Raw genomic sequence first — 20,958 nt, 5'->3', positions numbered from 1 at the left:
ATGACACCCTATGTTTAAGCGCAGAAACATAAAAGTATTTTAATTAAATTGATTAGTCTAAAAAATTAGTGACACTTCTGAGATTTTAGTGACACTTCCGAGCAATTGGAAACACTTCGCGCTAATCTATAGTAAAGATAACTAAACTTTGATTGCCTTATGTCTAACACCTTATAATCAATCGTTGAATTAGGCACATAACAAACGCTTCTGAAGGAAATCGAGGCTACGGCAATAGGAGAGTAGGGATGTCAGTTAAGAAAAAGGATGATCGACAACAAAAATTCTTTACCTTTCTACAGAAAAAGCAAAACGCTGGACAACTGTTTAGTCGTGAAGATGTAATTGCTGCCACCGGTTGGGAGGCAAATACATTTAAGACATATTTAAACAAGCGTCAGATATCACAATTCTTGGTTGAGGTTTCGGCTAATAAGTTTGAGGCAATAAATACCGTTGGTATTACGCTAACTGAGTTTAAGAAGCGGTTATCTCAAAGCAAGCACTTTCAAGAACTTGGGCATAAGTGTAAAAGCAATCTAGCCAAGGCTCTACTTAAAAAGTCTAAAGATAATATGATGCTGGCATTAGAGTTGTATAACAGACCCTCATTGGAGAATAAACTCGATGGCTTTGTGATGTTGTTCTGTACAGCATGGGAACAATTATTAAAAGCTAAACTAATTGAGAGAGATGGTGAGCACAAGATATACGAAAAAGTTAATGGTAAGAAAGGATTGAAACGCACGATACCGTTACGTGTGTGCTTAGACAGGATCTATGAGCAGAAGAATAATATTCGCCGCAATATTGAAATTATAGCGGACTGGCGCGATGAGCTGTTCATTTATTAATGCCAGAGATTCAATCGATTGCGTCCAGAATATTCCAGTCAGGCGTACTAAATTTTTCAGCTGAGTTTGAGTCATTCGCTGAAGTGCCATTTATTTCTTCCCAACATACAGGCATGTTATCTCTGGTTGGAGATTTCCAACTACCACCGGCGTCACTATTAAAGTCACTTTATGGCTCCGCCGCAGATCAAATATTAGAATTAGCTAGCCAATTAGAACAAGATATCGAAGCAGCGGATGACATTACGTTTGCCATACCGATTAACGTGTCTTTGATGTATACGCAGGATCAGAATGGAACACAGGTGATACTTGCCAAGGCCAATGGCAAGAAAGAAGACATTGAGAATCTCAAGAACGTACTGATGGTAGAAAAAGCGGTAAACCCTGAAAAGTCTCATTCATTTACACGAAGCAAATTGCTGTCTAGCGTTTTAGAGAAGCTGCAAAAGTATGATGACGTAAAACTAGGGCGTTGCTTAGTGTACACAGCTGGTGCAAAACCATCTTTGAACACCAACTGTATCGACGCTTGTATTCATAAGTTGAAATGGAAATCCAACGACAACGAGTATCATCATTACATTAAAGTATCAGACAGACACCTTTATTCGATGAGTGCGGTCGATGAACTTGGAAAGAGAATTACAGAAAACGAAAACTTTGTAAGAGAAGCTAAAGAGAAATACAACCGGCGTAATAAAAAGTGAAAGTTATGACGCGCTACGTAAATAAATAGGCGTTGGTGCACGCATTTAAATTTAATTCACGTAGCGTCGCGTTATTAGCATATACAAATAATGTCAGTTTTCAGCCATCAAATGGCAGAATTGTTCAAACCAAATCCCAACAAAGGGATCCAGCGTTAAAATATCAAAATTTAAATTCCTTAAATCTAATGTATGTGTAACCAGTTGAATAGTGGTGTGAATTTTTGACACACAAGACTGGATCGATCCAGAGTTAAAGTGCTAATTACAACGACTAATGAGGCTGCTTATAAAGATAAATACTTTATTTAACATAATATAAATTATAGGAAGTGATACATCTATAGATAACCACACCTATACTCTGCGTGCGCTAAGTCCAATACTAGACGGTATCGGACATTGCGGTAGTGTTTTATCAACTTATTCATTTAATTCGTGGCTGTTTCTTGAGCTTAGCTACTCCATAGCATATATTAAAACTATCAACTTGAGATGTAACGATAAGATGTAAACGATATGGAATTTGTGAAACCGTTAGAGCCAATTTTGATAATTGATGATATGCAAGATATCAGAGATTATTTAAATCAAATTTTAACTGGTCTGGGTTTTGACGATATTTTAGAAAGCCGAGATTTTGAATCAGCAAAAACTGTTATTGAGGAAAAGTCTCCAAATGTTATCTTTCTAGATATTGAGCTTCCTAATACAGACGGCACTGAGATCCTTGAATACTTAAATGACCATCACCCACATACTCATGTTGTTATGTGTTCCGGCCATAATAGTCTTGAGAATGTGCAAAATACTTGGGAACTTGGTGCTAAGGGTTTTATTGCAAAACCATTTAATGCCAAAAAAGTCGATACTGTCATGAAGCGCCTAGAAATGATGGAAACCATCGCAAGTTAAGTAGTTTATGAACTCAACAATCAATCTTATTATAGATGAACTATCTACTGTTATTCTTGGTAAACAACAACAAATTAAACTTGCTCTAGCTTGTTTGTTTAGCGAAGGCCATTTATTAATTGAAGATTTACCTGGGATGGGAAAAACCACATTATCTCATGCACTTGCGGCAGTCTTAGGGTTATCTTACCAACGTATTCAATTCACCAGTGATTTACTTCCATCAGATATACTAGGAACAAATATTTTTGATGCAAAGGAACATGCGTTTTCTTTTCATCAAGGCCCTGTTTTTAGTCAGGTTGTGTTAGCAGATGAAATAAATCGCGCGGGACCTAAAACACAAAGTGCGTTACTTGAAGCCATGGAAGAAAAACAAGTTACTGTTGATTCGGTTAAACATGCCCTGCCTTCTCCATTTTTTGTTATCGCAACACAAAATCCAGTAAATCAATCAGGTACTTACCCGTTACCTGAGTCACAATTAGATCGTTTTTTCATGCGTATTAGCTTAGGCTTTCCTGATAAACAAGCAGAAAAAAGCTTAATTTTAGGTTTGAATAACCGCAATTATGATGAATTACCAGTTCGCATTACCCCTGAGCAACTTGCTGTTATTCAAAAAGAAATATCTTCAGTTACATTGAGTAACGCGGTTGTTGATTATATTTTAGAACTGGTTGATTACACACGCCAAAGCTCTCATTTTGTTAATCCTTTATCGCCAAGAGCCAGTATTGCTATTTCGCGTGCAGCGAAATCATGGGCTTATATTGAAGGACGTGACTTTGTGTTACCTGAGGATGTTCAAGCTGTATTTAGCAGTGTGACTGATCACCGCCTTGGTTTGAACAATCAAGATAGTGGCTATGCATTAAATCATGTGCCTGTAAGCTTATAAGCATGTTAAAGCGCCCTGCTTTTATTATTTCTGAAATTGGCCAATCCATTTTCAATAAATTTTTGAAGAATAAACATAACGTTAATGAGATCTCTCTTCAACATAAAAACATTTATGTATTACCTTCTAAATTAGGCATGAAGTTTTTACTCATTGCACTGCTTAACTTTGTGATGGGCATCAATTATCAAAACAATCTGATCTTGGCGATGGCCTATTTGATGGTAGTTATTTTGGTGTTCTCGATTCTCACTGGTTATAAGAATATGCGCGGTTTATCTGTTAAGTATCTTTTTGCTATAAATAGTTATGCTCCAAAATCTCAATATGCGCGTTATCAGTTACAATCAACCTCTAGTAGCCAACAAGTAAAATTAATGATATCTGGCTCAGAGTCAGAGACTATATCGCTGGATAACTCGGACAAAAAAACCATTGAAATAGCACTTAACTGTACTAAACGTGGTGTTTACGGTCTTGAAAAAGCAAAAATAATAAGTCACTTTCCATTTGGTTTAGTGTCTGTGTGGAGTTATATTCAGCCGAGTGATGTGATCTATGTTTACCCTACTCCTAAATTAGCAGAAAACTTAGATATTGAGTTACATGAAGAGCTGAACGATGCAGGTGATAATGCACAATCTAGAACAGGTTCTGATGAGTTTTATCAATTAACACCTTTTATTAAAGGCTCAGCTTTGAATAAAGTATCATGGAAACACTATGCAAAAACACAGCAATTGTTGAGCAAAGAATTTACCAGTGATACGACTCAAGAGTTAGCGCTTAATTTTAATATGCTAAGTGGTAATACAGAGTATCGCTTAAGTCAGCTATGTTTTTTAGTTAATCAACTTACAGAACAACAAATCGCTTTTTCATTAACTTTGCCAAAAAAGAAAATTTCAAAAGCGTCTGGTGATGTCCATCAAACAGCTTGTTTAAAAGCCTTAGCGGAGCATTAGTTGTGAATTTATCGCTTATTAATGCCGTTTTATCATTCCTATTTATAGCAATCAGTGGCTTATTATTTAGTGAGATCCCTAGTTCGTTTTTATTCATATTAGTCGGCTTAAGTTTTTTTAATCTCGTGTTAGACCGGTTTTATAAAAAACTCACTGCACTGATGGCAAATATCCTTGCGGCACTGTGTTTAATTGCACTGTTTGTAACTGTAGGGATTAGCGATACAGTTAAACTGTTTGTATCTATGATGTTACTCGCTAGTACTTTTAAATTGTTGCAAGCTAAAGCTGTAAAACACTATCAAACCGTATGTTTACTGGTATTTTTTAACCTTTCCACGGTATATTTGTTCTATCAAGGCATTTTAGAGACCCTGCTTGTCAGCTTGCTTTACATCATTAACTTTGCGGTTCTGGGTTATTTATCAAGCCCTAAAAGCTTCAAGTCTGCCAATAAGCAAAGTATTAAAACAGTTTTACTCGCATTACCAGTATCGGTTTTTTTAATTATATTTTTACCTAAACTCCCTGCATTTTGGCAACTTCCGGGGCCAAAGCTTGCAAAAACTGGCTTATCTGAACAAGTTGACCCTTTTGCAATTGCCAAGCTTGCAGAGTCTGATGACCTTGTGTTCAGAGTTGAAGAGCAGCCGAACTCGACCTTACAAGCGCCCTATTATTGGCGCAGTTTAATTCATGATGCCTTTGACGGTCAGCAATGGTTAGTATCGGACATTTTGAAGTCTCAACAATTTAACGACAATCGTAGTGTCAATATTGAAGAACCTAACGTTGAATATAATGTTATTGCCGAGCCGTCATCATCGAACTGGCTTTTTGCGTTAGGGTTTGCCACGAGTAGTCATAATAATGTGGCAAGCACATACAACGGTTTACTAAAACGTAAAGGCAATCTAAATAAAAATATTAAATATGCTGTGCAAAGTACGCAAGTAAGTTATAGCCTAACTCCTTTTGAGCAGCGGCTTTATACACAACTTCCCGTTGAAAGTAACCCCAAGACTCGTGAGCTTGTAAATAATTTAGCCAATAAAAATACTACCGCACAATCGTATTTCAATGCTCTATTAGGCTATTTTAATACGCAACAATTTAGCTATACCCTAACTCCTACTCCTATGCTTAATAAAAACACCATTGATCAGTTTGTGTTTGAAAATAAGAGTGGGTTTTGTGGCCACTACGCCAGTACAGCAGCTTTTATGTTTCGTGCGGCAGGTTATCCAGCACGCGTTGTATCAGGCTACTTAGGTGCGGAACGACAAGGCACAACCCTTAATATTTACCAATATGATGCACATGCATGGGTTGAAGTATTTTACGATGAGCGTTGGCATGTTTTCGATGCAACTGAAGTTGTTGCACCTGAGCGTCTCAACGGTTCGTTGTCAGAGTTTCAAGCGTTGAGCGAACGGTTTAATGATAATTTAAACTTTGGCTTAAAGCGCTGGAGTCACTTAAAAGCGATTAATTGGCTTCGTATTAAATTAGAAGAGCTTGATTACAAGTGGACAAATTGGGTTTTAACTTTTGACGAGCAATCGCAACAAAACTTATTTAAAGCGCTTTTTGGTAATAATGCATTTTGGTTAACTCCATTGGTAATTATGGTAACTCTCGCACTTTGTTTTACCAGTTACTTTTTATACAACAAGCGTTTACCTCGCAGTTCTGAACCACTTGTTTTTGAACTGATGCAGCTTTATCGCTGGGCTGAAAAACAACAAATTCACTACGATAAAACAAACACTCCTTTGCAAAATATCGCTTTGATGAAGCGCTCAAAGCCAACAGTTGCCAGCAAACTAGCTAAATTTGAACAAATATTCATCGAAGTACGTTATCAGCAACAGGCTTTTAATCAAAACCGCAAAAAGCAGGTACGACTTCTGTTAAACTCCATCAAAACAGCAAAATAGAGAAAACCATGAATGCAGTAATTATTGGCGTTATTTTGATGCTGGTACTAACTCTTTGCCGAATTAACGTTATTGTCGCAATGACACTGAGTGCGATTGTGGCTGGTCTAACTGCCGGGCTTGGTCTATCAGAAACACTGAATGCATTTAATGACGGGCTCTCTGGTGGTGCAGAAATAGCATTAAGCTATGCCATGTTAGGGGCATTCGCTGTGGCTATTTCAAAATCAGGATTGACCCGAATACTTGCTTCAACCCTGTTAAAACAGGTGAATGAGCACAGCCATAAAGGCGAAACAACGCTAAGTTATTTTATTTTAGTTATTATCTTACTTTGCGCGATCTCTTCGCAGAACCTAATCCCAGTGCATATAGCCTTTATTCCCATATTGATCCCACCGTTGCTAGTGATATTCAACAAACTGCGCTTAGATAGGCGTGCTATTGCGTGCATTTTAACTTTTGGTTTGGCAACCTCGTACATGGTTTTGCCCTATGGTTTTGGTGGAATATACTTATATTCAATTTTACATAAAAACTTAACCGATAATGGTTTAGAAATTGTGAATACCCAGGTGCCCATGGCAATGATCATCCCTGCACTTGGCATGGTTGTAGGTTTGTTAATCGCAGTGTTTATTAGCTATAAAAAACGCCGTGACTATGCTCCACACCCGCTTACTGAAACACCTCCAAATGTTGTTATCGAACAACCTAAAAAAGTACTTATTGTGGGAATTGCAGCTGTGCTTTGCTCGTTAGTAGCTCAAAGTGTTAGCAATTCGATGATATTAGGTGGACTAGTTGGTGTAATGATTTTCAGTTTATTTGGAGTTGTTAAATGGGAACAAAATAGTGATGTTTTTAGTAAAGGCGTTGCTATGATGGCGATGATTGGCTTTATTATGATTTCTGCACAAGGGTTTGCTTCGGTAATGCAAGCAACAGGTGATGTCACCTCCCTTGTTAGTTCAGCAGCTGGCCTTATGGAAGGGAATAAACCACTTGCTGCTGCATTAATTTTACTTGTTGGGTTACTAATAACGATGGGCATTGGTAGCTCATTTTCGACGGTGCCTATTATTGCCACCTTATTTGTACCGCTGGCATTAGAACTAAACTTTTCAGTAATGGCCACTGCGGCGCTTGTTGGCACTGCAGGGGCATTAGGTGATGCAGGCTCCCCCGCATCAGATTCTACACTTGGGCCAACATCTGGTTTAAATGCAGATGGGCAACATGACCATATATGGGATTCTGTGGTACCGACATTTATTCATTTTAATATTCCGTTGCTGATCGCCGGTTGGATTGCAGCTATGGTATTGTAAAAGGCCCTTCGGGGCTTTGTTACTGACTAAATAGCACCCTCAAAGCCCTATTTAAATCATGAAAGCGAATCGGTTTAGTTAATACTTTGTTCATTCCCGCATCTATACAGATTGCTTTATCTTGATGCGAAGCATTGGCTGTTAACGCTACTATGGGTAAGGTCATCTTTAATTCATCACGAATGTATTTTGTTGCGGTTATACCATCCATAACGGGCATCATCATGTCCATAAGAACTAAATCAAAGTGTTGTTGTTGTAACTTTTCAATTGCTTGTTGGCCATGATCAGCCAATGTGACATGGTGATTAAGCTTTTCTAAGAAAGCTTTAATCAACACTTGATTGGTCTTATTGTCTTCAGTTACCAAAATAGCGATAGGCTCTAATGTGTTTTCGTCGTCAACTACTTTGGTATCAGCACTTACAACCGTATAGGGGATCTGAATAGTAAACTTAGTACCTACATTTTGTTCACTAACAACTTTAATATCCCCTTTCATTAGATCAACAAGGCTCTTTGTTATGCTTAAACCAAGACCAACCCCTTCAATCTGCCGGTTTACACCATAGTCATGTTGTTTAAAGGCATCGTAAATTGAATCAATATGTGAAGGAGATATTCCCTGCCCGGTATCTGATATTTCAAAGTGTAGGTATTGGTCAGTGTAATCTGCTACAAAATTAACTGTCCCCACTTTGGTAAACTTAAAAGCATTATCAAGAATATTAAAAAGTATTTGCCCTACTCGCGCACTATCAATATTTATTTTATCCGGTAAGCCGTCTTTGATTTGTGTAGAAAAAACAACGTTAGTGCCTTGTGTTATCTCTAAAAACTGTGATGCAATATTCTTCACCAAGGCATTGATGTCGGTTGCTTTAATGTCTAAATCTAATGAGCCACTTTCAATTTTAGAAAAATCCAGTACGTCACTAATTAAATCAAGTAATAAATCGGCACTTGAATTAGCATAATCAAGCCAGCGGCTTTGTTTGTCGGTAAGTTTTGAATCAGCAAGCAAATCTAACATTCCGACTATCGCATTCATAGGGGTACGTATTTCATGTGACATCACGGTTAAAAATTTAGATTTAGCAAGATTCGCTTCTTCTGCCTTTTCTTTTGCTAATTGCAAAGCTTGCTCACGGTCTTTGTTTACTGTGATATCTTTTGCAATTCCGAGGTACCCTCTAAACTGACCCTGTGCATCAAACTGTGGCTTGCCACTAAATGATACCCATGCCGATGGTGAGGAGTTAACTTCAAACTCAAAATCAAGAAACTCAGCATGCTCGGCTAAAAGATGTTTAAAGTGAGACCATTTTTTAAGCTGTTTTTGTTCTTGCTGAGTAATGATCGCATCGAAATTTTTATGTAAAAAATGACGTTTATATAAATTACTGTGGCTAGCTGTGGTCAGCACATTAATAAACCGCTCTTCTTTATTGGTGCGCCAAAACCATTCACTGGCAAAGTCTCTAAATAATTCTGACAGCTCTCCAAGGCGAGTTAATAACGAGGTCGAATGAAATTTTTGCCTATTTAAACGTGTTAATTGCGAATACTGCCATGCAACTTGCTGTAATAGCACATGGAGCGCTGTTGATGCTTTTTTAGAAAAATAGTCACTTTCTTTAACTGAAAAAAACACAAAACATTGCATGCTTTCTTCAGACAAGGCGACTTTAAATATCAAGGCATCATTAAGTGGCTCTGAGCTTAGGAAAACATGGTTAGTATTAAAAAAACACCATTCGTCGTTACTGGATTTTAGTATTTCCTTTAGTAATTGTTCATCAAATTCAAGGTGTTTTGTGGTTCTCATTTCGAAAGATGCTTTGTCATGTTCGATATTGATTAAACAAAGTTCGTTAAAAGTAAAGTACGGAGCTAATACATGTTCAAGCTGCGCTTTCAACGCTCGACTGTCATTTATACCGTGAAACTTGCGAAGTTCACTCTGTAACTGTTGTAAATTTAATTCAGCCATTGCTTTTCCACGTTGATATTGCGTCGCATATTGCAAATAAATGCCCCACTTTTAGTGTAGACACTAAACCTAGAAAATAAAGTATTTAAATTTCATTACCTTATAAAACTTAATCTTTTGGTACAGACTATGCTTTTAAGTAGTATTGAACGAATAAGGGGTAAGAATCATGAAAATAGTATGCATTGGTGGTGGCCATGGTTTATCTCATATGCTCAGTGCTATAAGACCTCATTGTGCAGAACTAACTGCGATTGTAGCAACAACCGATAATGGTGGTAGCACTGGCAAGCTAAGAAATAGTCAAGATGTTGTTGCATTGGGTGACATACGGCGCTGTTGTTTACAGCTTGCAGATAATGACTCACTTATTCATCAAGTATTTCACCACCGTTTTAGTGGCGGTGAACTCGATGGCCACAGCTTGGGTAATTTAGCATTATTAAGTTTAACGCAGCAAACAAACTCTGCGACTCAAGCAGTAGCATGGTTTAACGCAATGTTAGGAAACTCTGAAAATATTTTACCCATGTCAGATGAACCTACCGATTTACTTGCGGTGTTACCTTCTGGTTTAAAAGTATTTGGCGAATGCGAAATTGATTCTCTGGCGGAATTACCTGATTACGTCACCCTTTCTCAAAATGTAAATGCCGCACCAGGTGTTATTCAAGCAATAGAAAACGCAGATATGCTTATTATTGGCCCAGGCAGTCTGATTACCAGTGTTATGCCAGCCATGTTAGTAGAAGATATTGCCAAAGCCGTACAAAACACATCTGCATGTAGAGTGTTTATTGAAAACATCGCTAAAGAAACCAGTGTTATTAAATCGCTCGATATGAAACCTGTTGACTGGCTTGAAGGCATGCTGGGCTATAGTTTTTGCGATTTAAGTATTTCTTTAGATGCACTTAGTGAAATTGTTTCGCATTTTAATGATGTGGTGAAATCGGCTAATCAACAACACGATATAGAGCAGTTAAGTACGGTGTTTGGGGAAATCTTAAAAATGCCGCTCAGTTTAGAGACTGAGCATGAGCAATTAATTCGCGCTGATCAAGCTCTGCGCGTGGGTTGAGGTCTGTGTAAATTGATCTTGTAACGTACTGATTAGGCTAACAAGTTGGTCATCGAATTGTTCTGCTTTAGCTTTCATTTCAATTTGTTCGGCAAGTTTTCCGACAGCTAATGCACCATAGCTCAGGCTACTGCTTTTTAAGCTATGCGCATTAATTTCGATGTCAGTTTGCTTGTTTGGATCAGCTAGGCTTGAAACAATTTGACTGGATTCAGTGATATAGACTTGCAAAAGCTGTTTAGCTAAGTCATCACCAACATCCTGTTTTAACTGAGAAAATGTAGCATTATCTATCATGGTCTCACCTTGGAGTGAATATGAAATACAGTGTTATTTTATTTGTTGATTCAAGCCTGATAGGTGGAATCGAAAGTCACCTAATTGCTTTAAATAAGCTTTTAGAACGAAACAATATTAAGAGTTCAATCCTATTTTATCAAGATCATAATAATCGGGATTTTTACTATCGCTTAGAGCAAGAAAATATCGTCTATGGTTTTGCTGGCGGGAGCTTAAAAAGTTTAAACGATATTTTAAAATCGTTTCCTCGTTCAGCGTTACTGCACACCCATGGGTACAAGGCAAGTATCATGGGTAAGTTAGTATGCCGCTGGCAAAACCGCCCTTGCATTTCGACTTACCATGCTGGAGAAGTTGGCCGTGGTAAAGTCTTTTTATATAACAAGCTTGATAAGCTTTTAAGCTTCTTTTCTAAAAACTTTGCAGTTTCAAATCAATTAGCTGCCGATATTTACAATGCCGAAGTGCTTGAAAACTTCATTTCTATTCCTAATGCTAACCCGACATTAGAACCTAAATGCAAAAGCAATTTAAATGTTGGTTTTGTTGGTCGGCTTTCAATAGAAAAAGCGCCCGATATATTTGTAGATGTTGCTAAGCAATTTGCTACTAGTTCTTTAATTTTTCATATGTTTGGCGATGGACCTATGCGTGACGACCTTGAGCTTTCTTCAGTATCCTTTCACGGCATGTGCGACCAACATGAAATTTGGCAAAAACTCGATGTATTAGTGGTCTGTTCTAGGGCTGAAGGACTGCCAATGGTAGTGCTTGAGGCAATGTCGCATGGCGTATTAGTTATTGTCTCTCCAGTTGGGCAATTACCTCATATTGTGAGCCACTTAACTAATGGGCTATTAATGACAGACAACTCTGCGCAAGCGCTATCTAAGCAATTAAATAATTTAATCAATTTAACCCCTGACCAAATTACTTACATGCTTACTAATGCACATACTTTGGTCAGGCAACGGTTTGGTGGAGAGCAACAATTCAAGCAACTTAACCGAGTTTATCGAACTAGCTTACTTGCATCTCTTCCCAGCTTTTAATTTTTCGGTATAAAGTTGAAGGGCTCACATCTAATAAAGCAGCTGCTTTAGGAATGTTGTTATCACATGCTTGTATAGCTTGTTCAATGTAACGTTTTTCAACAAGCCATAATGGTTCAATGTCTGCTTGAGTGAACGTCAACAAAGTGTCATTCATGGTAGCTTGTTCAGTATGCAAGCCTGTATCTACAGCAGTAATAATGACTTCTGGTTGCGGTACTTGATGCAACGATGCTAATTGATTCTGATTAGAGGATTGAGGTAATGCGGGGATCATATCCACTTCGATATATGATTCATCATGTAACACCATAATATTACGAATCGTGTTCTCTAATTGACGAACATTACCAGGCCAACTGTAGCCCAAAAATAAGTTTTTTACGCCTTCAGACATCCCTTTATATTGACGCTTTTCTTCTTTACTTATTTTTTTAAATAACGCATCAGCAATTTCTATAACATCTTTGCCCCGTTGTTTTAGTGGCGGTAAGGCTATTGGAATAACGTGTAAACGATAATAGAGATCTTCCCGAAAGCGACCTTCTTGTACTTCTAGTAACGGGTCTCGATTGGTAGCGCAAACGAAGCGTACATCCACTTTTACTTCTTTTTCACTGCCTACTTGTTGATAACATCCCGTTTGAATAAAACGCAGTAGTTTGCTTTGTAAGTTGATATCCATCTCACAAAGTTCATCAAGAAATAACGTGCCGCCATCAGCTTGACCTGCGGCTCCTTCTCGATTTGCTATAGCACCAGTAAAAGCGCCTTTTAAGTGTCCGAATATTTCGCTTTCAATTAAGTCTTTAGGAATAGCTGCACAGTTTAGAGCAACAAAAGGCTTATTAGCTCGAGGTGATGCTAAATGCACAGCTCGTGCACACAACTCTTTACCAGTACCACTTTCACCGGTGATGAACACGGTTGCTTTACTTGCCGATGCAGATTTTATGATTTGATAAACTGACTGCATCACGCTTGAGCTACCAATCAAATCAAAATATTTACCATTTTCGTATGTAGTTTGATAACTTTTTACCGTTTGCTTTAAGTCTTTTAATTTAAGCGCGTTATTTACGGTGATCCTAAAACGATCGGCTTCTATTGGTTTTTCTAAAAAGTCACTCGCGCCGAGTTTAATGGCTTTAATGGCCATTTCTTTGGTGCCATGACCTGTAAGAACAATAACTTGTGGTGCGGTGTCTGAGTCTAACGAAGATAAAATATCCAAGCCATTTATATCGGGTAGCATGACATCTAAAATTATTAAGTCAGGCTCGAATTCTTGTAATGCACACATTGCTTGCTCACCGTTATAAGCGATGCGTGTTTTCACTCCCGTTGGAATCAGATAAGACTGATACATCAAGGCGAGTGACTCAGTATCTTCAACAATGAGTATTTTAGGTGGCATTACTGGCTTCCTTTTTCTAGTTTTTATGCTGAGATAAAGTGATTATTTTACAGTTCCTTACTAGTAGCTTAGTGCTTAATTGGTGACTTTGTAAACTCTATATTTAGTGTTTATTGATGACAATTAAAGACGCATCATCAACTTCGTCTGATAGTTTAACTTGGCTTGATTGCCAAAGCTTATATGCAAATTGTTCACTGTGAAGATCTTCGGCCGTTAAATTTGCTATGTGTTGACCCACCTCATTAAAATGTTGGTTGTCTAACCAGCCATCAGTAAATAGTAAAATATGCTCAACATCACTCAGGTCATATTGGTAATGTGAGTAGTGATGCTCATCACTTAAACCAAGTAAAGGGTCTGTTCCAGTTAACTGTATTAACTGCCCTTTTTTAGTAATAACACAAGGAGCAGGATGACCGGCATTGAACCAATGGAATGTGTTGTTTTCTATAAATGTTATTAATAAGGTCACTAAACTCGATTTACACAGTCGTTGTTCACAGAGTGCTGTGTTTAAGGTGCTAAGAACATTTTGTAAGGGGATCTCTGTGGCCAAACAGCCACTCAAAAAACCTTTGATGGCGAAGCTTTCTTTTAAAGCTGTAATGCCATGCCCCATCATATCTCCTAAGATAACTGGCTTTTGTGGCTGGTGGGGATATAAACAGAAATCGCCACCATTTTGTGAAATAATCGAGCCAAAATTATAGGCGGTATGATCTGTTAAACTACGCTGTGTTTGCATTCGCTCTTCGTTAATTAAATATTTTAACGCAGAGAATCGATGAACAATTCGTTCAATACTTTGAAGTAATCGAGTTTTTGTTACGGGTTTTACTAAGTAGTCATCAACCCCTAATAAATTTATCCGTTTAATAAGTTCATCACTATCATCTCCGGTTAGCATGACTACTGATAAATTTGTTTTAATATTTGACTGATTTAATTTTTTTAATAATGGCTCACTTGTGCCATTTTTTAGTTTATGGTCAAGCAACAAAATCGTTGCGCCCGATGTAAGTAGCTCTTGCCAACCTGACTCTATATCTTCACAGCAAATTACCTGAAAGTGGTTGCAAAGATAAGCATTTAGCAAAGCTAACTGAGATTTGTCATCATCGATATAAATCAGTGTTGGTCGTTTATCAATGTTTGATAAATGAAATGAAAAGGTATTTTTGTGCTTCTCTGATGTGTACTTAGCATTTGGGAAGTAGTGCTTAATAAGCGCTACACCCATACCACCTTCTACTAACTCACCACTTTCTAGATGCCAATCAGAGCTATGATTCTCAAACAAATTATAGCTTGGCATTGCATCAGTGAACTCTATAAGCAATTTATTTTTAGGTAATTTATACATTGAAAACTGCAGCTTTTTATCACTTTCCTCGCTATGACGTAGCAAGTTTGTTAGGTACTCAGTAGCAACCAAGCCGGCAGCATCAATATCTTGATTTTTAACACTTATAGCTGTTAATACATGTTTTAGAATATGGCGGATCTCACTAACAATAGGCCAATCTAATTGAAATGATTTTTGATATAAACAATCCATACAAGGCCTCAGTAAGGAACAAATAACCAACGTTGTTTGATCACTTTATTAATTAAAAAATTAGTGAGTGTTGGCCACTTTTGTTGGTATTTATTGAGTGTATTTAAAATACGACTACCAAGCGGTGCAAACTGATGTTGAGCAACAACAATTTTTATATTTTTTATCCCCGCATTGTTTAAATTTGCGACCCCGTGACACAGCGCCTCTTCATTGTTGTAACCAAGTGATACTGTCAAAAAGGTTAATTCAGTACACAGACTTAATGCATGCAGCGGCACATTACCTCGGTTACGTTTCAAGGCCGGGCTCATATCTAAAAAAATAAAATCGTACTCTTGCTTTATTCGTTCAATCGCATCATTGAGTACTGTTTTATTTTTTACCGATTCCAGCTCTTTTAGGTGCTGCATGGTTAATAAATCAACATAATCAGTATTAATAATATTAAGCTGACAAGATATATCACTAAAACACCATGATTCTGCTTTTGTTTGCGCATCCAATTTAAAAGGGTTTAAAGGGTTCAAGTCGATAATTAGTACTCTTGAACCTTGTAAACTTAAACGTCTAGCAACACTTGCACACAATGACGTTGACCCTTCATTGCCTGTTAAAGAAATAAAACAAATGCAACGTGCTTTAGCATTATCTATTTCGTTACACACAGCTTCTAGTTCTTGGTATTGCGCAGGAATTAATTTCATAAGCCCACCACTAAAGCTAGCACAGTAATAAAATCTAAGAAGTTTGATTTAAATTGACTCATTAAATCTTGCCCTTTATCAGGGACATAAAGTGTATCGCCCGCTCGTAGAACCGGTATGTAAGCTGAGTTAGGGTTTTTCACAAACTCTTCTAAATCAAATACTCTTGATTGCTCTTTGCAGCAAGAGTGGTTCACAACCACGATTTTGTCGATGAGTGCTGAACTTGATGGACCGCCTGCTTCTGCTAAAACATCAAGCACTGTCATGGTATCGTCAAAGCTATAGCGTCCTGGTTTTTCAACTGCGCCCATGATTCGAACAACTTGCTCTTTAGGTGTACGTAACCAGTCTTTGTTTTTTTCTGGGATATAAATGGTGTCGCCAGGTAACACATGGGGAAATAATGTTTCATCGCCGGTTTCAAAATACATTGCAAGGTTTAACCTGCTAACTTTAGCCGTATTACCATTACGGTGAGTAATACGAATATTACGTAGGTCTGCATTATCGGTCGGACCATCAGCTGCAGCCAAAATATCAATAAAGTGCATGTTGGTATTAAAAGCATATCGACCTGGTGAACCAACCTGCCCCATAATATAAATTGATTTTCCAGACTCTTGGCGGATCCACTGTGATTTGTTGTCTGAAGGATCAACAGGTAACTCTTCAACTATAATGGTATCACCCGCTTGTAAACTCGGTAACGCATGCTTTTTAGCGCCACTAATTGTGTATTGCTCTAAATCAAAGCGTTTTGTCACTTCGCCATTTCTAACAATTTTAATGTCGTTAATATTGGCCCCTTTTGTTGGGCCGCCGGCATGGGCGAGTAAATCTGTAAAATCCATTTCTTGACTCCACTCATAGCGTCCTGGTGACATGATCGCACCAATGATTTTAATTGCTCGCTTGGGTGGAACCTTTAACCAGCTTTTCTCATTTTGATCGGTTTTCTCTGGTACAAAAATTACATCACCCGGATTTAAGTTAGGTACTTTTGCAGTAATAAGGCCTTCGCTGTAACCTTGTAAGTCAAATAAGATGCTTTCGCCTGCTGGAGTTAAAATTTTAATCTGACGAGTTTCAGCAAAGCGTGTTGGCCCCCCAGCATTAGCAAGAATATCTAAAAAGCTTGTATTTTCTGCGGCTTCATAGGCACCAGGCTTTTGTACCTCTCCCATGATGTACACGGTTCTTGATGTGGTATTCACATCATCGACCATAATTGGTACATAGATAGTAGAGCCCGCTTTGAGCTCTGGCATGGTATCGTTGCTTGGTTTATCTAAGTATGCTTTTAGATCAAATACCACTGGGGTTTTATCAACAATGACGCGAATTTTAGTTACATCAGCATAGCGAGTTACGCCTTCTGCACGCATTAATGCATCTAGCACACTCATATTTTCTTTAAAAGAGAAACTACCCGGGTTGTGCACTTCACCCAATAAAGTAATCGCACTGTTATCGCTCGCATCGCCAGAAGCACTTAATGTTTGAGCATCAAAATCAATTTGTACATTACCTAATAGCGGAGAAACAGGCACAAATACAGTATCAGCGCTTTGTAAGCTGGGTAGTAAATCTATGTTGCCTGAGTCTAGATACGCTTTATAGTTGAACTCTATAACTTCATTTGCACGGCGAATTTGTAAGCGGTCTAGTTGGGCGCCGGGTTTTAAGCCCCCAGCTCTGGCTATTACCATTTGAATGTTACCGTCGTTTGGAATACTAACTTGTGAAGGTTCATTCACATAACCCATTACATTAATAAAGATATCGCGCGAATGTATTTCTACATAAAAATCATCCATTGCAACAAAGACTTCACTGAGTGATTTTTTAAGCTGTGCTTCAATTTCTTTAAGTTCTAAGCCCGCCACATTAAAACGACCCAGCTCAGGCAGTGTGATAGAGCCATCTTTATCTACCTCAAATGGTTGAGAAAAATCAGCTTCACCAGGTAAATAGACGAAAAGCTTATTGCCCACTTTGATTTCTTCAGCAGCCACTGTGGTTGCAAGAAAAATTAAACAAAGTAATAAAAGTAATTGTTTCATGGTATTACTCCTTAGGCCCGTTTAAGATTTTCGTCCAACTAGATAATGCAGGATGTTGCTCATTTACTTTTTCGTCACCCTTGTCGATAATAATCGCGTTTACACGTCTATCTGAATGGCGCTTAAAACTCGAATCAGGTTGTTCGCTGTAAGGCGATAAACTTCCTTGCGTTAAGGTGGTCATAGTTGCAGGGTTTACACCATAAACACCCAGCCAATGTTTCACTGTTTCGGCGCGTTTAAGAGCCAGTTCATAATTTGTTATTTGCTGACCACTAATATCAGCATGACCGACAAGCAATAACTCAACATTTTTCACTTGTTTAATTAGATCTGCAGCTTGTGCTAAGCGTGAGAGATACTTCGGCGTTACCTGAAAGTCGTTTAATGAAAATTGATTATCGCTATTCAAAAGCTCTGTGATCTGTTCTTTAAGAGAAACACTCATTGGTTCTTCTGCTTTTGTTGCTGCACCGCATTTAGTCAAAGCATTAACCGTCTCGAAGTGTTTAGTTAGTTGATTTAGTCCATGGTAATGAACGAGTAAATCATGCTCGGCATCAGACCACATTTTAGCCGCAATGAGTCGACGAATGCGGTTTTCATATATCTGTGCTTTTAATAATTGAGCAGGCATACATTGTTGAATACCTTGTGCTTTTAGTAAATCAAGTTTGAGTACATGATGTTCAAACTCACTAAGTACAATGGTTTCCTGTGTATCGTAAATAAGCTCGTTTTGCTCATCGGTTAACGGGTAGTTCTGATATTTTTCAGCCCAGCCGCCTTGCCCTTCATCAGGCCAAGAAGCACATCCACCTAACGTGAGCAAAATTATTATAAAGAGTGTGTGCTTCATAACTCACCTCAAGCTATATCATTTTGTTCAATGAAAGGGATTGTTTTGTCGACTCTTAACAGACTCATTAACTTATGAGGCTGACCAGAGACATTAAGTAATGACAGCTTTTGGCCTTTCTTCTCAATGCGTTTATATAAAAAGACCATCGCACCTATACCTGATGAGTCGATAAAAGTTGTTTCACTAAAATCGAGTACAACGTTGGTTTGTTTACCTTGTGCTACTTCTTCGAATTGATCTTTAAAGCCGTCTACTGCAAGGCCCGAAAAATCATTTGGGAGTGTGATGTATTTACTGTCTACAGATACTTTTGTGTTGTTAGCCATGATCTTCTACCTTTGTATTTGGTTAGTCATAGTTAACAGTACAACTACAGTGCCAGTTTATAACGCATTGATTTATATATCAATAAAGGCTGACTGATGCATAATGCAAACATTTTTGATAGCAAAAATTGCATTATGCAACGTAATTTGCAGAACCTGTTATTGTCCTTTACCAGTGAAAACAACAAGTAAGGTTCGCAGGATAATTGATAATTCTAATTTTGCCCATGCAACAGGAGAAGACATACTCAATGAATAAGCGTAATCCCAACCTATCTTACTTCTGGCGTCTTCTATTGTTTCGTCGTATCCGTTCATTACTTGTGCAAGACCTGAGATACCCGGTTTCACCCCGTAAGTACGTTGACAAAAATAGGGAATATCTTTTTCCAGTTTGCCGTAGAAAACTGGGCGTTCAGGTCGAGGGCCTATTAAAGACATCTCTCCTTTAAGAACATTAAAAAGTTGCGGAAGCTCGTCGATACGGGTTTTACGCATAAAACGGCCAACCGCTGTTATTCTTGGATCATCTTTACTTGCCCAAACAGCACCTGAGTGTGACTCAGCATCAACAACCATAGAGCGAAATTTATAAACGTAAAAAAGCGACACAAATTCATCTGAGCTTTCGCCCACTCTCAACTGTTTAAATATCACTGGGCCTTTTGAGGTTAGTTTTATTACAACAGCAGTTATTAAGCAGATTGGCCATACAAGAGTGAGAAGTGCTAGCGCGCCAACAATATCAATTGTGCGTTTTATTGTTTTAACTAGCGTTTTGGTTGAGGCCTTACGAATTGACCTAACCCGTTTCCAAGGTTTGTTAAAGTAGCCAAGTTCGTAGCGAATAATTCCCCACAATGCTAAGAAGTAGCTATTTAATATATAGTTGCTCTTATCAATCAAAGGTATAGGTGTTGTAATTTGGCAAGTTGCTTTGACTATATGTGTAATGTGTAAAGACGCTATAGCTGTTGCAAGAGCTTGTGCCCACAATGTGTGTGCAAAAAATGCCTCAAAAAAAATGCTGGCATAGATAATGGCTAGAATAATAGGCATTACACCACGCAGAACTTTATGAGAAAAATAATTAAGAAAAGTCCAACCTAAACGAGGATTTAACAAAATCATTAAGGCTTTAATTTGTTGCCAATTTCCGGCGCCTAAACGTACGCGGCGGGTGTAATCATCGCTTTGTGAATCGCAATCACGTTCGTATATCACAACGTCTTCGTCAAGTACCGCCTTGCCCCCTTTGCCCAATACTTTCATCGATAAAACAAAATCGTCATTTATGGTGTTTTGTTCAAGTTCAAACGTATCGCTTGAGCGCATAGCGAACATAGCACCAGGGACACCAATAACAGCACCAAGGTTCGATTCTGATTTCTTAATTTGATTTTGATAATGCCAATAAACCTTTTGTGACTCAGCTGCATCGTCATCCAATGTGTACACACCGGTTAAAATACTGATAGAGGGATTAACAAAATGCTCTACAATTTTATCGAGCACATCAATGCTTAATAAGGCACTGACATCGGTAAAAAGTAGAATATCGTTTTGATATTTTGCAATGCCCATCAGGGTATTCAAGCCTTGTACTTTCCCCATATTCTCATCGCGAATATGAAAAAAGCACTGTACTTCTTGGCTATGAAGCACTTGTTGAGCTTGCATTGCCTGTTCTATCGTGTTGTCTGTACAGCCATCAAAATAAACATGGATTGAATAGCGACTGTTATCATAAATTAATGAGGCTAGGTTATGGAGCTTCTCAGCAATGTGCTGCTGTTCATTATAAGCGCACATTAAAATCGCAATTTTTGGTTGATACTTATCAGCACACTCTTGCTGTGTAGTTGGTTTTAACTTTCTTGAGGCAACCAGTTTTAACAGAATTGGGTAGCCAATATGGTGATATATAACAACACACACCAAGGTAATAAATAGAAGCGTAACAAATGTCATACTAAC

The 20,958-nt window shown here is 38.1% G+C and carries 16 protein-coding genes and 1 pseudogene; 8 read left to right on the top strand and 9 right to left on the bottom strand.

Annotation, left to right across the window (positions count from 1 at the left end):
• Positions 1 to 248 precede the first annotated feature (248 nt).
• The 6 genes and pseudogenes from L1267_RS23730 to L1267_RS03575 all read left to right on the top strand — a co-directional run bounded on the left by L1267_RS23730 (position 249) and on the right by L1267_RS03575 (position 7,616).
• A pseudogene (locus L1267_RS23730) lies at positions 249 to 1,564 on the top strand (DUF3644 domain-containing protein).
• A 519-nt stretch (positions 1,565 to 2,083) separates the two neighbouring features.
• Positions 2,084 to 2,479, top strand: coding sequence for a response regulator (locus L1267_RS03595; protein ID WP_135924536.1), 396 nt, complete (start codon positions 2,084 to 2,086; stop codon positions 2,477 to 2,479).
• Between the two features lie 7 nt (positions 2,480 to 2,486).
• A complete protein-coding gene (locus L1267_RS03590; protein ID WP_235382125.1) occupies positions 2,487 to 3,380 on the top strand; it encodes an AAA family ATPase in 894 nt (297 codons plus the stop codon).
• A gap of 137 nt (positions 3,381 to 3,517) precedes the next feature.
• The gene (locus tag L1267_RS03585; RefSeq protein ID WP_235382124.1) at positions 3,518 to 4,345 is read left to right on the top strand and encodes a DUF58 domain-containing protein; all 828 of its coding nucleotides are present in this window, start codon (positions 3,518 to 3,520) and stop codon (positions 4,343 to 4,345) included.
• A 2-nt stretch (positions 4,346 to 4,347) separates the two neighbouring features.
• Positions 4,348 to 6,285: a transglutaminase family protein gene (locus tag L1267_RS03580; RefSeq protein ID WP_235382123.1), complete on the top strand. Its 1,938-nt coding sequence runs from the start codon at positions 4,348 to 4,350 to the stop codon at positions 6,283 to 6,285.
• Positions 6,286 to 6,293: 8 nt separating this feature from the next.
• Entirely contained in the window at positions 6,294 to 7,616 is a 1,323-nt protein-coding gene (locus L1267_RS03575; RefSeq protein WP_235382122.1) for a Na+/H+ antiporter family protein, read from the top strand.
• 19 nt (positions 7,617 to 7,635) lie between these two features.
• On the opposite strand, the gene L1267_RS03570 is transcribed toward L1267_RS03575, so the two are convergent.
• Positions 7,636 to 9,609 (bottom strand): response regulator, encoded by a 1,974-nt coding sequence (locus L1267_RS03570; protein WP_235382121.1) that lies wholly within the window; start codon positions 9,607 to 9,609, stop codon positions 7,636 to 7,638.
• Between the two features lie 169 nt (positions 9,610 to 9,778).
• Here L1267_RS03570 and L1267_RS03565 point away from each other — a divergent pair, with 169 nt between their 5' ends.
• Positions 9,779 to 10,690 (top strand): gluconeogenesis factor YvcK family protein, encoded by a 912-nt coding sequence (locus L1267_RS03565; RefSeq protein WP_235382120.1) that lies wholly within the window; start codon positions 9,779 to 9,781, stop codon positions 10,688 to 10,690.
• Here L1267_RS03565 and L1267_RS03560 read toward each other — a convergent pair.
• Positions 10,655 to 10,987 carry an Hpt domain-containing protein gene (locus L1267_RS03560; RefSeq protein WP_199526498.1) on the bottom strand — a complete coding sequence of 111 codons (333 nt, stop codon included), beginning with the start codon at positions 10,985 to 10,987 and terminating at the stop codon, positions 10,655 to 10,657. The two genes, L1267_RS03565 and L1267_RS03560, sit on opposite strands and share 36 nt — an antisense overlap.
• Positions 10,988 to 11,007: 20 nt before the next feature.
• On the opposite strand from L1267_RS03560, the gene L1267_RS03555 reads away from it, so the two are divergent.
• On the top strand, positions 11,008 to 12,042 hold the full coding sequence (locus L1267_RS03555) for a glycosyltransferase family 4 protein (protein ID WP_235382119.1): 1,035 nt from the start codon (positions 11,008 to 11,010) through the stop codon (positions 12,040 to 12,042).
• On the opposite strand, the gene L1267_RS03550 is transcribed toward L1267_RS03555, so the two are convergent.
• The 7 genes from L1267_RS03550 to L1267_RS03520 form a co-directional block, all read right to left on the bottom strand.
• A complete protein-coding gene (locus tag L1267_RS03550) occupies positions 12,011 to 13,459 on the bottom strand; it encodes a sigma-54-dependent transcriptional regulator (RefSeq protein WP_235382118.1) in 1,449 nt (482 codons plus the stop codon). The two genes, L1267_RS03555 and L1267_RS03550, sit on opposite strands and share 32 nt — an antisense overlap.
• A gap of 103 nt (positions 13,460 to 13,562) precedes the next feature.
• Complete coding sequence (locus L1267_RS03545; protein WP_199526496.1) at positions 13,563 to 15,020, bottom strand: SpoIIE family protein phosphatase; 1,458 nt, start codon at positions 15,018 to 15,020, stop codon at positions 13,563 to 13,565.
• An 8-nt stretch (positions 15,021 to 15,028) separates the two neighbouring features.
• The gene (locus tag L1267_RS03540) at positions 15,029 to 15,727 is read right to left on the bottom strand and encodes an AAA family ATPase (protein WP_138557535.1); all 699 of its coding nucleotides are present in this window, start codon (positions 15,725 to 15,727) and stop codon (positions 15,029 to 15,031) included.
• The gene (locus L1267_RS03535; RefSeq protein ID WP_235382117.1) at positions 15,724 to 17,793 is read right to left on the bottom strand and encodes an SLBB domain-containing protein; all 2,070 of its coding nucleotides are present in this window, start codon (positions 17,791 to 17,793) and stop codon (positions 15,724 to 15,726) included. Before L1267_RS03535 ends, L1267_RS03540 begins: the two co-directional genes overlap by 4 nt.
• 4 nt (positions 17,794 to 17,797) lie before the next feature.
• Positions 17,798 to 18,652 (bottom strand): OmpA family protein, encoded by an 855-nt coding sequence (locus tag L1267_RS03530; protein WP_235382116.1) that lies wholly within the window; start codon positions 18,650 to 18,652, stop codon positions 17,798 to 17,800.
• Positions 18,653 to 18,660: 8 nt separating this feature from the next.
• On the bottom strand, positions 18,661 to 18,981 hold the full coding sequence (locus L1267_RS03525; protein ID WP_135924568.1) for an STAS domain-containing protein: 321 nt from the start codon (positions 18,979 to 18,981) through the stop codon (positions 18,661 to 18,663).
• A gap of 159 nt (positions 18,982 to 19,140) precedes the next feature.
• Positions 19,141 to 20,952, bottom strand: a complete 1,812-nt coding sequence (locus L1267_RS03520; RefSeq protein WP_235382115.1) for a sugar transferase — start codon at positions 20,950 to 20,952, stop codon at positions 19,141 to 19,143.
• Between the last annotated feature and the right edge of the window lie 6 nt (positions 20,953 to 20,958).

The sequence above is a fragment of the Pseudoalteromonas sp. OFAV1 genome (genome assembly GCF_021532595.1).
GTDB classification, from domain to species: Bacteria; Pseudomonadota; Gammaproteobacteria; order Enterobacterales; family Alteromonadaceae; genus Pseudoalteromonas; species Pseudoalteromonas lipolytica_C.
This window is presented reverse-complemented; position numbering and strand designations above follow the sequence as displayed.